This is a genomic window from Rathayibacter sp. AY1C2, from assembly GCF_002931195.1.
Taxonomy (GTDB): Bacteria; Actinomycetota; Actinomycetes; order Actinomycetales; family Microbacteriaceae; genus Rathayibacter.
On the sequence record NZ_PSWG01000008.1, the window covers coordinates 77,290 to 90,572 of the forward strand.

Below are 13,283 nucleotides of genomic sequence, written 5' to 3' on the forward strand. Positions count from 1 at the left end.
TCCGCCCGCACGAGCCCACAGGAGTCCCCCCGATGACAGAGCAGTTCCTCCTCCCCGACGTCGGCGAGGGCCTCACCGAGGCCGAGATCGTGGCCTGGAAGGTCAAGGTCGGCGACGAGGTGGCCGTCAACCAGGTCCTCGTCGAGATCGAGACCGCCAAGTCGCTCGTCGAGCTCCCCTCGCCGTTCAGCGGCACCGTGGTCGACGTGCTCGTCGACGAGGGCCAGACGGTCGACGTCGGCACCGCGATCATCACCGTCCAGGCCGGAGCCGGCTCGATCGGCTCCGAGGTGCCCGCGATCCCTGCCCACCCCGCGCAGGCCGCCGCCCCGCCCGCCCCCTCCACCACCGAGCCGGGCGAGGGCTCCGGAGCCGCGCTCGTCGGCTACGGCACCGCCGGCGGACACGTCCAGACCCGCCGCCGCCGACCGGGCGCCACCGCCCCGGCCGCCGCGCCCGCCGCCCGCCCGACGGCCCCGGCCCGGCCCGCCTCCGTGCCGGCCGCCGCCGCGCTCCCCGTCATCGCGAAGCCGCCGATCCGCAAGCTCGCGAAGGACCTCGACGTCGACCTCCTCGAGGTGCAGGCCACCGGCCTCGCCGGCGAGGTCACCCGCGACGACGTCATCCGCCACGCCTCCCAGGCCAGCGTCTTCCGCAACATCCAGACCCCCGCCTGGGGCGACGACCGCGAGGAGCGGATCCCCGTGCGCGGCGTCCGCAAGGCGATCGCCGCCGCGATGTCGACGAGCGCGTTCACCGCGCCCCACGTCAGCGTCTTCGTCGACGTCGACGCGACCCGCACCATGGAGTTCGTCAAGCGCCTCAAGAACTCGCCCGACTTCGCCGGCGTCAAGGTCTCGCCGCTGCTCATCATGGCCAAGGCCATCATCTGGGCCGTCCGCCGCAACCCCACCGTCAACTCCGCCTGGACCGACACCGAGATCGTCGTCCGCCACTACGTCAACCTCGGCATCGCCGCGGCCACCCCGCGCGGACTGCTCGTCCCCAACGTCAAGGACGCCCAGTCGATGAGCCTCCTCGAACTGGCCCAGGCCCTCGAGAAGCTCACCCTCGACGCCCGCGACGGCAAGACCACCGCCGCCGACATGCAGAACGGCACCATCACCATCACCAACATCGGCGTGTTCGGGATGGACACGGGCACCCCGATCCTGAACCCCGGCGAAGTCGCGATCATCGCCCTCGGCACGATCAAGCAGAAGCCCTGGGTCGTCGACGGCGAGGTCCGCCCCCGCTTCGTCACCACGGTCGGCGGCTCCTTCGACCACCGCGTCGTCGACGGCGACGTCGTCAGCCGCTTCGTCGCCGACGTCGCCAGCGTGCTGGAGGAACCGGCGCTGCTCTTGGATTGAGCGGGCGGTGCTAGATCGAGCGGATTCCTCCTTCGTCGTTATCCGCTCCGCGGTCGGCTGTACGAGGTGGGGCGTTTCGTGGAGCGGGGAGCGTACCGCTACGGCGAATCGCTGGAACGCGATTCGGCGGTGAGCTCGGCGGTGCTCGACTGAGCGGATTCCTCCTTCGTCGTCATCCGCTCCGCGGTCGGCTGTACGAGGTGGGGGCGTGTCGTGGAGCGGGGAGCGTACCGCTACGGCGAATCGCTGGAACGCGATTCGGCGGTCAGCTCGGCCCTGCGGGCGAGCGTGCGCTGACGTGGCTCGGCCCTGAGGGCGAGCGTGCACGGATGCGGCTCGGCCCTTCGCTGTCGAGGGAGGGCGGGTGGTCTCCGCTGAGGGTGCGGTGGGCGCCTGCGACGGCCCGGGGCACGGGCGGCGGCTGCGCCGGCGGGAGCGGGGAGAGCGGGGGAACGGCAGCGGTCAGCGGGGGGAGACGGCGAAGGAGTGCAGGGCGAGGGCGTCGCTCAGGCGGGCGGCGACGCGGGCGCCGCGGACGCTGGTGCCCTGGGGGTCCAGCGGCGGGCTGACGACGGCGGCGCCGAGGCGACCGGGAGCGGAGAGGACGAGGGCGCCCGAGACGCTCGACTTGGCGGGGACGCCGACCGCGCGCATCCAGCGGCCCGAGCCGTCGTAGACGCCGCACGTCGCCATGACCGCGACCACGTCGCGCGCGACCGAGGCCGGCACGACCCGCTCGCCGGTCCCCGGGTGCACGCCGCCGAACGCGAGCGTCGCGCCCATCGCGGCCAGGTCGCGGACGTCGACCAGCACGGCGCACGCCCGGGCGTACGCGGAGACGGCGTCGTCGGCGCTGCGGTGCAGGGTGCCCTCCGCGCGCATCAGGTGCGCGAGGGCGTGGTTCCGGTCGCCGAGGAGGTGCTCGTCGGCGGCGACGCTCTCGTCGACGGAGAGCGGGCGGCCGGCGAAGGCGGAGAGGCCGCGGAGGATCCGCTCGCTCCGGCCGTCGGCGTCGCCCCCGTCGACCAGGGCGGCGGTCAGCAGCGCTCCCGCGTTGACCATCGGGTTCGGCGGGCGCCCGGTGCCGCTCTCGAGCTTGAGGGCGTCGAAGGCCTCGCCGGTGGGCTCGATGCCGACGCGGTCGAGCGCGTCGCCGCCGGTGTCGAGGAGCGCGAGCGCGAACAGGAACGGCTTCACGGCCGACTGGATGCTGAACCGCGCCTCCGCGTCGGCGCTCGCGCGGACGGACCCGTCGGGCAGGACGAGCGCGATCGCGCAGAGTCCCGGATCGGCGTCCGCGAGCGCGGGGATGCTGTCGTCGACCTCGCCCCCGTCGTCCGGCAGCACCTCCCGGCGCAGCGCCTCGAGGTCGCAGGCCAGGGGATCGGGGAGGGGGCTCATCCGTCCACTCTGTCAGGGCGGGGAGCCCGTCGCGTCCCGGGTCTCAGACGAGCCCGAACTCCGCGTCCAGCGCGTCCAGCTCCGCGGCGAACGACGCGCGCAGACTCTCCTTCTCGTCGGCGGGCAGCCAGGAGGCCTCCGCTCCGGTGAGCGCCATCGCGCGCAGCTGAGCGGCGGTCGCGCCGATCGGGCCGGCGGCGAGGCGGTACTCGTCGGCGAGCGTGGTCGGGAACATCCCGGGATCGTCGGAGCACGGCACGACCCGCAGTCCCGCGTCGAGCATCGCCCGGATGGACGCGCGCCGCCAGGGCCGCCAGGAGCGGCGCGAGGTCGTCGAGGCGACGGTGAACACCACGCCCTGCTCGCGGACGCGCTCGACGACGGCGGGGTCCTCGAGGACGAAGTAGCCGTGGTCGATCCGGTCGCAGCCCAGCAGATCGAGGCAGGTCGTCGTGTCGGCCGCGGTCGGGGCGTGCTCGGAGGAGTGGGCGGTCCGTCCCAGGCCGGCCTCCCCGGCGAGGCGGTAGGCATCGGCGAAGCGCTCGGGCGGACCCGCCGTCTCGAGGTTGTCGAGCCCGATCCCCGCCACGTACTGGTGGGGGTGGCGGACGACCTCGCGGACCAGCTCGAGCGCCTCCTCCCCGCTGTGGCCCGCGGCCTGAGCCGGGACGGTTCGCGACGGGGCCCGCGGGACCGCGCAGCTCCGGGAAGCCGGACGCGGTCCCGCGGGTCGGACGCCGCTACGCCGTGAGCGCGACCGCCGTCCACGAGACGGGCGGGAGGGTCAGCGTCAGCACGCCGTCCTCGAGCGTCGCCGGGGCCTCGCGCAGGCGCACGCGGTCCTGGTCGTCACGCGTGTTCTTCGCGTAGGGGTCCTCGTCGAACAGGGCCACCGCCTCCGCGATGCTCGAGACTCCGAGGCCGCTGACGTCGACGGTGACTTCGATCGGCTCCGTCTGCGAGCGGTTCACCAGGAAGACGGCCGCGCGGCCCTCGTCGACGGTGGCGACGGAGTCGATGAGCGGAGCGTCGCCGTGACGGGCGGTCGAGTAGGTCCCCGCGTCGATCCGGGGGCGCAGCACCGAGCCGGAGGCCAGACGCGCGGTGGTCGAGAACGGGAAGAACGTGGTCTGGCGCCAGGCGGCTCCGCCCGGCTCGGTCATGATCGGCGCGATCACGTTGACGAGCTGCGCGAGGGAGGCGGAGGTGACCCGGTCGGAGTTCTTCAGCAGCGTGATCATCAGGTTGCCGAGGACGACGGCGTCGGCGACGGAGTAGACGTCCTCGAGCAGGCGCGGGGCGTAGGCCCACTCGCGGGTGCTCTGGTCGCCCTCGGCATCGGCCTTCTCCTTGGCCTGCCACTCCTCGAGGTACCAGACGTTCCACTCGTCGAAGGAGAGCTTGATGTCCTTCGTCTTCTTGAGCTTGAACTTCACGTGGTCCACGGTCGCCGCGACGGTGGCGATGAAGTACTCCATGTCGAGGGAGGAGGCGAGGAAGGAGCCGAGGTCTCCGTCGTACTCCTGGTAGTAGGCGTGGCACGAGACGTACTCGACGTCGTCGTACGCGTGCTCGAGGACCACGCGCTCCCACTCGCCGAAGGTCGGCATCGACGAGCTCGACGAGCCGCAGACGACCAGCTCGAGCGAGGGGTCGGCGATCTTGAGGGCCTTGGCGGTGCGGGAGGCGAGCTTGCCGTAGTCGTCGGCGCTCATGTGGCCGACCTGCCAGGGGCCGTCCATCTCGTTCCCGAGGCACCACATGCGGATGTCGTAGGGCTCGGTCCCGCCGTTGGCGATGCGCTGGTCGGCGAGAGCGGTGCCGGCCGGTCCGTTGGCGTACTCGAGGACGTCGAGCGCCTCGAGGACGCCGCGGGTGCCGAGGTTGACGGCGTACATGATCTCGCTGCCGGTCAGCTCCGCCCACTTGGCGAAGTCGTCCAGCCCGACCTCGTTGGTCTCGAGCGAGTGCCAGGCCAGGTCGCGGCGGCGGGGGCGCTCGGAGCGCGGGCCGACGCCGTCCTCCCAGCGGTAGCCCGAGACGAAGTTGCCGCCGGGGTAGCGGATCGTCGTGGTGCCCAGCTCCTTGACCAGCTCGACCACGTCGAGGCGGAAGCCGTCCTCGTTCGAGGCGGGGTGGCCGGGCTCGTAGATGCCGTCGTACACGCAGCGGCCGAGGTGCTCGACGAACGAGCCGAAGAGGCGCGGAGTGACGGGGGCGACGACCGCGGCGGGGTCGAGGCTGATGCGCGCGGTGGCGGCGGGGGCGTCGGTCATGAGGGCCTTTCGGGCTTCGGGCTCCCGCAGCGGGCTCGGCGGCGAGCGGTCTTTCTAACGTTGTACACGATGGTCCGCCCCGGCTCGGCCGCTGTCAAGAGCGGCACGGGGCCCACCCGCCTCGCTGCGTGCCGCTCCCGAGGTCGGCCGACCTCCTCCCGCGTCGACCCTCCCCGCCGCCGCTCAGCGCACCTGTGCTCGACTGGGCGGGTGCCCTCCTCCGATGCCGTCACCGACGCCTGCTCCGAGCTCGCCGACCGCGCCGACGCCCTCGCGGCGTCGCATCCCCGCCCGCGGGCGTTCCTCGCGGCCGTCGCGAAGGACGTCGCCGGCATCCGCAGTGCCCCGCTCGGCGCCCTCGACCTGGCGCACGGCGGCCGCAACCGGGTCCGGGGGAAGGGCTTCCGCCGCCCCTACGACGACGGCACCCGCGGCCAGGCCCGCCACTTCGCCGGCGTCGCGGGCGCCACGCTGTACCTCGGCGGCCCGCTCGCGCACCTGTTCCTCCGGACCGTCGGCGGCGACGTCCGCGGCTCGGCCGACGACCGGCTGACGACGCGGGCCGTGGAGTGGAGTCGGCTCCTCCGCCGCGGCGAGCTGGCCGTCGCGGACGCGGGAGCGTGGATCCGCCGCGAGATCTGCGGCAGCGGGACCTGCGCCTAGGCCCCGGCCGACGCCCGGCCGACCGGCGGGTCCTCCGCGATCGGCCGGCCCGCGGTCGACTCCCGGGCGACCACGGTGAACGCCGCCTCGTGGAGCGTCCCGGGGCCGGTGCGGGTGCCCTCGATCCGGGCCTGCAGCACCTCGACCGCGGTGCGCGCGATCTCGTCGCGCCCCGAGTCCACGGTGGAGAGGCTGGGGGAGGAGTAGCCCGCCTCGTCGATGTCGTCGAAGCCGATCACCGCCACCTCCTCGGGCACGCGGACCCCCGCCTCCTGGAGCGCGCGGACCGCGCCGAGTGCGAGGGTGTCGTTGAGCGCGAACACGGCGTCGAAGTCGAGCCCGGAGGCGAGCACGCGGCGCATCGCCTCGGCGCCGCCGGAGCGCCGCCACGGGCCCGAGACGCCGATCATCCGCTCGTCGTAGGCGATGCCGGCCTCGGCGAGCGCGGCGCGGTAGCCCTCGAGGCGGAGCGACGCCGAGCTGACCGCGGCGTCGGGGTGCGTCCCGAGCGCCACGATCCGGCGCCTTCCGGAGGCGAGCAGGTGCGCGGTGGCCGCGTGCGCCGCCGCAGTGTTCTGCATGGTGACGTGGTCGACCAGCCCGGTGAAGATCCGCTCGCCGAGCAGCACCAGGGGGAAGCCGACCGCGAGCGCGTCCTCGTCGGCGAGGCCCAGCGGGCTGAAGAGCAGCCCGTCGGTGAGCTGCCGGCGCTCGCTCGCCAGCACGCTCCGCTCGCGCTCGGGGTCGCCGCCGGTCTGCTCGATCAGCACCGTCAGCCCGCGCTCGTCGGCGGCGCGCATCACGCTGTCGGCGAGCTCGGCGAAGTAGGGGAGGCTCAGCTCCGGCAGGGCGAGGCCGATCACGCCGGTGCGGCCGCGGCGCAGGCTCCGCGCGGAGAGGTTGGGGCGGTAGCCCAGCTGCGCGATGGCCGCCTGCACCCGGGAGCGGGTGGCCGGGCGCACGTGCGGATAGTCGTTGATCACGTTCGAGACGGTCTTGATCGAGACGTCGGCGGCGCGGGCGACGTCGTGCAGCGTGACGGCCACGGTCCTCCCTCCGCTCGGCCCTCACGCTACCCCGGGGCTCCGCTCCGGCCTGTCGCGGATCGACGCCGGGGCGGCGTGCGGGCGGAGCGCGCCGCCGGAGCAGGACGCGCCCCGCGGCCGATCAGGTGTACCAGCTGGGCTCGGGGACGGTGTCGAGCAGGGCGAAGACGCCGACCTCGCGGCGCTTGTAGGGCAGCGGATCGTGCAGGGAGTGGGTGCGGAGGTTCCGCCAGTAGAGGTCGAGTCCGACCGAGCTGGCGGAGGCGCGGGCGCCGGTCAGCTCGAAGACGCGGGTCGCCGTCGCGAGGCCGTCCTCCACGATCCGCGCCTTGGCCGCGGCGATCCGCACGGCGATCTCGCCGCGGCGCCGAGGCGTCAGCTCCTCGCGCGGAGCGTGCAGCGCGGCCGAGAGCGCGGCCCCCGTCGCGTCGATCAGCGCCTCGTCGGCCCAGAGCCGGGACTGCAGGTCGCCGTATCCCTCGAGCACGTACCACTCGTCGCCGGCGCGCTCCTTGTCGTCGCCGCCGTACGGCCAGGCCCGGGTGCGCTCGCGGGTGTACTGCGCCGCGCGCTCGAGCGCTCCCTGCGCGATGCCGAGGTAGAACTCGGCGAAGACCTGCTGGATGACGGGCACGTTGAGGGTGTTGTAGACGAGCGGACGGTAGACCTTGTCGACGAAGCCGGCCGCCGCCGCCCACGGCACGCGGACGCCGCGGATCTCGACGGAGCCGGACTCGGTGAGCCGCTGGCCGAGGCTGTCCCAGTCGCGGCCGAAGACGATCCCCTCCTGATCGGTGGGGACGATCGCGAAGAGGTGGGTGTCCGTCCCCTCGAGCACCCCCTCGAGCACGGTCAGGTCGCTGACCACGCCGCCGGTCGAGAACGACTTGCGGCCGGTGAAGACCAGCTCGTCGCCCTCCTCCCGCACGGTGAGGTCGGAGTCGCGCGGGTTCACCGCGCCTCCGTAGAGGAGGTCCCCCTCGGTCGCGAGCTGCTCCACCGCGATGATCTGCTCAGGGGTCCCCACGAGGCGGGCCGCCCAGGCCCAGAGGTAGTGGTAGCCGAGCAGCTGGCCGATCGAGCCGTCGCCGCGCGCGACGGTGCGGACGACGCGGAGGGCGGTGGTCCACTCCTGGGCGCCGCCGCCGTGCTCGGCGGGCCCGAGCAGCGTGACGAGGCCGGCCGCCTTGAGCAGGGCGACCTCGGCGAAGGGGGCGGCGCCGGCGCGGTCGCGCTCGAGGGCGTCGGTCGCGAGCACGACGGCGACCTCCTCGGCGCGGACGAGCCAGGCGTCAGGGGAGTCGGGCCGGGGTGCGGCCGACCAGTGCTCGGCGGCGGCGCCGATCGTCGTCGCGGCGTCGGCGCCGGCAGTCGTGGGTGCGGTGGTGGTCACGGTGTCCTCGTCTCGTCGGGGGGCGGTGTGCAGCGACTGTGCCAGGGGCGAGGTGTCCGGAGCGAGGCGCGTGTCGCCCCGTGTCCGCGTGTGTCCGCGGATGACCGGCGGGCGCCTCCGCACGATTTTGACAATCGTTATCAATAGCCGTTAGCGTGGGGGCACCCGCCCGGCCCCTGACCCAGATCGGCTCACCGTGAAGACCCGCCTCCTCGCCCTCACCGCCCTCCTCGGCGGCACCGCGCTCGCCCTGAGCGGCTGCTCCGGAGCGGGCAGCGCCTCCGACAGCTCCTCCGCCGCCGCCGCGGGCGGGCCCGTGAAGGTCGTCGCGTCGACGAACGTCTACGGCGACCTCGTCTCGAGCATCGGCGGCGACCTGGTCGAGGTGACCAGCATCATCGACAGCCCGGACAAGGACCCGCACGAGTACGAGGCCACCGCCCGCGACCAGCTCGCCGTGTCCGGCGCGACCCTCGTGATCGAGAACGGCGGCGGCTACGACCACTTCCTCGACACCATGATCAGCGCGGCCGGCACCGAGGCCCCCGTCATCACGGCGACCGTGATCGCCGGCCTGGAGGACGTCCACGATCACGCGGAGGAGGAGTCGGAGGGCGGGCACGAGCACGCGGAGTTCAACGAGCACGTCTGGTACGACCTCTCGGTGATGAAGGAGGTCGCGGGGCGGATCGGCGACGAGCTCGCCGCGCTCGACCCCGACAACGCCTCCGCCTACTCGGCCAACCTCGCCACGCTCGACGAGGGGCTCGACGCCCTGATCGCCCGTCAGAGCGAGCTGAAGGGCACGCTCTCCGGCCGCTCCATCGCGATCACCGAGCCCGTCCCGCTGTACATGACCGATGCGCTCGGCCTGACCGACGCGACTCCCGAGGCCTTCAGCGAGGCGGTCGAGGAGGGCACCGACGTCCCCGCGACCACGCTCCAGGAGACGCTGGCGCTGTTCTCCGGCAAGGCCGTCGACGCGTTGATCTACAACGAGCAGACCGAGGGCGCGCAGACGGACGCGGTGCTCGACGCCGCGAAGGCCGCCGGGATCCCGGCCGTCCCCGTCACCGAGACGCTGCCCGAGGGCGACGACTACACCGGCTGGATGACCGCCAACCTCGACGCGATCGAGGGAGCCCTCTCCCAGTGAGCCACGACTCCCCGACCAGGCCCGTCTCCCCGGAGGCGGGCCCTTCGGCGTCCGTGCTGCGGCTGCGCGGCGCCGGCCTCCGCTTCGGCGACCGCGAGCTGTGGAGCGGCGTCGACCTCGACGTGCGCGCCGGCGAGTTCGTCGCGGTGCTCGGCGCGAACGGCTCCGGCAAGACGAGCCTCCTGCGCGCGGTGCTCGGCCAGCAGCAGCTGAGCGCGGGGGAGCTGCAGGTGCTCGGCGAGCCCGTGCACCGCGGCAACCGGCGCATCGGCTACATCCCGCAGCAGAAGCTCGCCGACGAGGGCACTCCGCTGCGCGCCCGCGATCTGCTCGGGCTCGGGATCGACGGCCACCGGTTCGGCCTGCCCCTGCCCTCCCGCTCCCGGCGTGCGGCCGTCGACGCGCTGCTCGAGGCCGTCGGCGCCACAGCCTTCGCCGACGCCCCCATCGGCAGCCTGTCCGGCGGCGAGCAGCAGCGCGTCCGCGTCGGCCAGGCGCTCGCGGGCGACCCGGCGCTCCTGCTCTGCGACGAGCCGCTGATCGCGCTCGACCTCGCCCACCAGCGAGCGGTCAGCGAGCTGATCGACCGGCACCGCCGCGAGCGGAACCTCGGCGTCCTCTTCGTCACGCACGACGTGAATCCGGTGCTCGGCATGGTCGACCGCGTGCTCTACCTCGCCGGCGGCCGGTTCCGGATCGGCACCCCCGACGAGGTCCTGCGCTCGGAGGTGCTCAGCGAGCTCTACGACGCACCCGTCGACGTGATCCGCGCCCGGGGCCGGGTCATCGTGGTCGGCGCCCCCGACCACTCGCACGTGCACGAGCACGAGGAGGGGCAGTCGTGAGGGACGTCTGGTCGCAGATCTTCGACTTCTCCGACTACGGAGCGCTGCTGTCGCTGCTGATGAACTCGGTGATCGCCGGCGCGGTCCTCGGAGTGGTCGGCGGGCTCATCGGCGTCTTCGTGATGTCGCGCGACATGGCCTTCGCGGTCCACGGCATCAGCGAGCTCTCGTTCGCGGGGGCGTCCGCGGGGCTGCTGCTGGGCGTCGGCGTCGTCGAGGGATCGATCGTCGGCTCGCTGATCGCGGCCGTCCTGATCGGCGTGCTCGGCTCGCGCGCCCGCGACCGCAACTCGATCATCGCGGTTCTGATGCCGTTCGGACTCGGCATCGGCATCCTCTGCCTGGCCCTCTACCCGGGCCGTAGCGCGAACAAGTTCGGCCTGCTCACGGGTCAGATCGTCGCGGTCGACGACCCGCAGCTCGGGTGGCTGATCGGCATCTCGGTGGTCGTCCTCGTCGGTCTCGCGCTGATCTGGCGCCCCCTCACCTTCGCGAGCGTCGACGCCGACGTGGCGGCCGCGCGCGGCATCCCCACCCGGGCGCTCTCGATCGCGTTCATGCTCCTGCTCGGCCTCGCGGTCGCCGTCTCGGTGCAGATCGTCGGCTCGCTGCTCGTGCTCGCGATCCTGGTGACGCCGGCGGCCGCGGCACTGCGCCTGTCCGCCTCGCCGGTGATCGTGCCGCTGCTGAGCGTGCTCTTCGCCGTCGGCGCGCTGGTGGGCGGCATCCTGCTCGCGCTGGGCGGATCGATCCCGATCAGCCCCTACGTGACGACGATCTCGTTCGCGATCTACGCGGTCTGCCGGATCATCGGCCGCAAGGGCGTCCGGCGCTCCCGGCTCGCCGTCGGCGGGGGGCGGTAGCGTGGCCCGGGTCGTGCGGAGTGGAGGTGGTCCAGTGGTCAAGCGCAACACGTGGCAGCGCGAGGCGGTGCGCGAGGCTCTCGGGCGTCGCGAGGACTTCGTCAGCGCCCAGGGCCTGCACAGTGCGCTGCACGCCTCCGGCTCGCCGATCGGGCTCGCGACGGTCTACCGCGCGCTCTCGGACCTGGCCGTGGAGGGCGAGGCCGACTCACTGCAGTCGCCCGAGGGCGAGAGCCTCTACCGCGCCTGCACGCCGGGGACGCACCACCACCACCTGATCTGCCGCCGCTGCGGGCTGACGGTCGAGATCGCGGCCGACGAGGTCGAGGAGTGGGCGCGTTCGGTCGCGTCGCAGAACGGCTTCACGGACGCGCACCACGTCGTGGACGTCTTCGGGCTCTGCGCGGCCTGCACCGCGGGGCTCGCCGAGGCCTGAGGGTGGTCCGGCCGGGAGCCCGTCCGCGGGCGACCCTGGCCCGGCATTCGGCTCAGGCCGGAAGGAACACGCCGATCGACCGGTCCTTCACCACGGAGCCGGCGGGCAGCACCCGCCCGCTCATCGCGAGGTAGACGCCCGGCGGCAGCAGCTGCACGGCGGCCACCGCGGTGCCGAGGTTGAACGCGGCGTCGCTGTCGAGCATCCGTGCGGGCTGCATCGCGCCGGTGAGGACGACCACCCGATCGCGGACGACGCCGAGGGCCTCGGCCGTCGCGGTCATCGTGTCGGTGCCGTGGGTGAGGACGATCCGGTCCTCCTCGGCGGCGAGCACCCGCTCGCGGATGAGGGCCCGATCGGCGTCGTCGAGCTCGAGGCTGTCCTTGGCGAGGACCTCCTCGACGCGGAACTCGAGCGTGGTGAGCACCGGGGCGAGCAGGCGCGGCACCATCGGGGCGCCGATCTCGAGCTCGCCCGCGAGCGAGTACTCCTTGTCGACGGTGCCACCGGTGGTGAGGACGAGGATGCGGTCAGTCACGCGATCAGACTAGGCGCCGCCTCCGACACCGGCACGTTCGTGCGCAGTGGCCGCGCCACGGCGGCGGCGGCGGCCCGCATCGGGAACGATGGAGCGCATGACATCCTCCTCCCCGTCCCTCCTCCGCACCGGCGCCAAGGTGCTCCTCGGCTCCGCCCTCCTCTTCGCGGGGGTGAGCCACCTCACCCGCAAGCGGGAGGAGTTCCAGGCGCAGGTGCCCGAGTGGGTGCCGCTGGACAAGGACGCGGTCGTGCTCGCCTCGGGCGTGGTCGAGATCGGCCTGGGCGCCTCGCTGGTGCTCGCGCGCCGACGGGCGCCGCTGGTCGGAGCCGCGGCCGCCGCCTTCTTCACCGCGATCTTCCCGGGCAACGTCTCGCAGTGGGTGACGCGGACGAGCGCCTTCGGCCTCGACACCGACCGCAAGCGCGCCGTGCGCCTCGCGTTCCAGCCGCTGCTGGTGGCGTGGGCGCTCTGGTCGACCCGTCGTCCGCAGGGCTGATCCCTCTCATCGGATCCCGCTCGCCGGGCGGCACGACGCCGGCCGTGAGCGCGTGCCGCCCGCCTCGGAGGATCCTCCTCAGCCGCCGCCCTGCTGCGCCTCGGCCAGCAGCGGCGCGAGCAGCTCCTCGATCCGGCGCCGCGCCCCCTCGGCGTCGCCCGCGGCGATCGCCTCGACCAGCTCGGCGTGCTGCCGGGCGTGCACGTCCTCCTGGCCGACGACGTCCTCCTCCAGCACCGACTCGAACATGCCGGTGAGGCCGTCGTAGAGCTCGACGAACAGGTCGTAGTGGGTCGCGACGACGACGGCCCGGTGCAGCGCGGTGTCCGCGGCGATCCGCTCGGCGAGCTCCGGCGCCTCCCACGAGCGGGCCCGGCGGGCCAGCAGGGCGCGGAGGGAGGCGACGTCCTCCCCGGTGCGGCGCTCGGCCGCCAGCGCGGCCGTCGCCCCGTCGATCGCGAACCGCAGCTCGAGGCCCTCCCGGCGGGCGGCGCTCGGGATGCGGCGGCGCAGCGATTCGGCGAGCTGCGAGCGCGCGGTGACGAACGTGCCGCGCCCCTGCTCCCGCCGCACGAGGCCCGCCTGCACGAGGGCCTGGACGGCCTCGCGGACGGAGTTGCGTCCGGCGCCGGTCCAGCGGGCGAGCTCGGCCTCCACCGGGATCCGCTCGCCGACGGCCCAGCGGCCGGAGCGGATCTCCTCGTGGAACAGCGCCGTGACGTGGTCGATCACGCTCTCGCGCTGGAACGGCGCCGCGGGGCTAGACTCGCCAGGATTCATCCCATCATCCTATC

The 13,283-nt window shown here is 73.8% G+C and carries 13 protein-coding genes and 1 pseudogene; 7 read left to right on the forward strand and 7 right to left on the reverse strand.

The annotated features are described in order from the left end of the window. The first annotated feature begins 32 nt into the window (after positions 1-32). A complete protein-coding gene (locus C5C55_RS08240) occupies positions 33-1,373 on the forward strand; it encodes a dihydrolipoamide acetyltransferase family protein (protein WP_104233554.1) in 1,341 nt (446 codons plus the stop codon). Positions 1,374-1,835: 462 nt separating this feature from the next. On the opposite strand, the gene glsA is transcribed toward C5C55_RS08240, so the two are convergent. The 3 genes and pseudogenes from glsA to C5C55_RS08255 all read right to left on the reverse strand — a co-directional run bounded on the left by glsA (position 1,836) and on the right by C5C55_RS08255 (position 5,050). Then, positions 1,836-2,774, reverse strand: a complete 939-nt coding sequence (gene glsA / locus C5C55_RS08245) for a glutaminase A (RefSeq protein WP_104233555.1) — start codon at positions 2,772-2,774, stop codon at positions 1,836-1,838. A gap of 43 nt (positions 2,775-2,817) precedes the next feature. Beyond that, positions 2,818-3,411: pseudogene (locus C5C55_RS08250) on the reverse strand (adenosine deaminase); the annotation flags it as partial. A 103-nt stretch (positions 3,412-3,514) separates the two neighbouring features. Continuing rightward, on the reverse strand, positions 3,515-5,050 hold the full coding sequence (locus tag C5C55_RS08255; RefSeq protein ID WP_104233557.1) for an alpha-N-arabinofuranosidase: 1,536 nt from the start codon (positions 5,048-5,050) through the stop codon (positions 3,515-3,517). A 210-nt stretch (positions 5,051-5,260) separates the two neighbouring features. On the opposite strand from C5C55_RS08255, the gene C5C55_RS08260 reads away from it, so the two are divergent. Then, on the forward strand, positions 5,261-5,713 hold the full coding sequence (locus tag C5C55_RS08260; RefSeq protein ID WP_104224546.1) for a hypothetical protein: 453 nt from the start codon (positions 5,261-5,263) through the stop codon (positions 5,711-5,713). On the opposite strand, the gene C5C55_RS08265 is transcribed toward C5C55_RS08260, so the two are convergent. Together C5C55_RS08265 and C5C55_RS08270 are read right to left on the reverse strand one after the other, a co-directional pair. Next, positions 5,710-6,759 carry a LacI family DNA-binding transcriptional regulator gene (locus C5C55_RS08265; RefSeq protein ID WP_104233558.1) on the reverse strand — a complete coding sequence of 350 codons (1,050 nt, stop codon included), beginning with the start codon at positions 6,757-6,759 and terminating at the stop codon, positions 5,710-5,712. The genes C5C55_RS08260 and C5C55_RS08265 overlap by 4 nt on opposite strands. Before the next feature lie 121 nt (positions 6,760-6,880). After that, entirely contained in the window at positions 6,881-8,152 is a 1,272-nt protein-coding gene (locus tag C5C55_RS08270) for an acyl-CoA dehydrogenase family protein (protein ID WP_258065460.1), read from the reverse strand. Between the two features lie 196 nt (positions 8,153-8,348). Between C5C55_RS08270 and C5C55_RS08275 the strand changes: the two genes are divergently transcribed. Genes C5C55_RS08275 through C5C55_RS08290 form a run of 4 tightly spaced genes read left to right on the forward strand, consistent with a single transcriptional unit; the run spans position 8,349 to position 11,452 of the window. After that, positions 8,349-9,308, forward strand: coding sequence for a metal ABC transporter solute-binding protein, Zn/Mn family (locus tag C5C55_RS08275; protein ID WP_104233559.1), 960 nt, complete (start codon positions 8,349-8,351; stop codon positions 9,306-9,308). Further along, positions 9,305-10,153 carry a metal ABC transporter ATP-binding protein gene (locus C5C55_RS08280; RefSeq protein ID WP_104227225.1) on the forward strand — a complete coding sequence of 283 codons (849 nt, stop codon included), beginning with the start codon at positions 9,305-9,307 and terminating at the stop codon, positions 10,151-10,153. The genes C5C55_RS08275 and C5C55_RS08280 overlap by 4 nt, the downstream gene beginning before the upstream one ends. 59 nt (positions 10,154-10,212) lie before the next feature. Further along, positions 10,213-11,016 carry a metal ABC transporter permease gene (locus tag C5C55_RS08285; protein ID WP_104233592.1) on the forward strand — a complete coding sequence of 268 codons (804 nt, stop codon included), beginning with the start codon at positions 10,213-10,215 and terminating at the stop codon, positions 11,014-11,016. Positions 11,017-11,050: 34 nt separating this feature from the next. Next, positions 11,051-11,452, forward strand: coding sequence for a Fur family transcriptional regulator (locus C5C55_RS08290; protein ID WP_104224542.1), 402 nt, complete (start codon positions 11,051-11,053; stop codon positions 11,450-11,452). A gap of 52 nt (positions 11,453-11,504) precedes the next feature. On the opposite strand, the gene C5C55_RS08295 is transcribed toward C5C55_RS08290, so the two are convergent. Then, positions 11,505-11,990, reverse strand: a complete 486-nt coding sequence (locus C5C55_RS08295) for an asparaginase domain-containing protein (protein WP_104224541.1) — start codon at positions 11,988-11,990, stop codon at positions 11,505-11,507. Positions 11,991-12,078: 88 nt separating this feature from the next. Between C5C55_RS08295 and C5C55_RS08300 the strand changes: the two genes are divergently transcribed. Beyond that, positions 12,079-12,489, forward strand: coding sequence for a hypothetical protein (locus C5C55_RS08300; RefSeq protein WP_181067813.1), 411 nt, complete (start codon positions 12,079-12,081; stop codon positions 12,487-12,489). A gap of 78 nt (positions 12,490-12,567) precedes the next feature. On the opposite strand, the gene C5C55_RS08305 is transcribed toward C5C55_RS08300, so the two are convergent. Then, complete coding sequence (locus tag C5C55_RS08305) at positions 12,568-13,269, reverse strand: FadR/GntR family transcriptional regulator (RefSeq protein ID WP_104233561.1); 702 nt, start codon at positions 13,267-13,269, stop codon at positions 12,568-12,570. Positions 13,270-13,283: the final 14 nt, after the last annotated feature.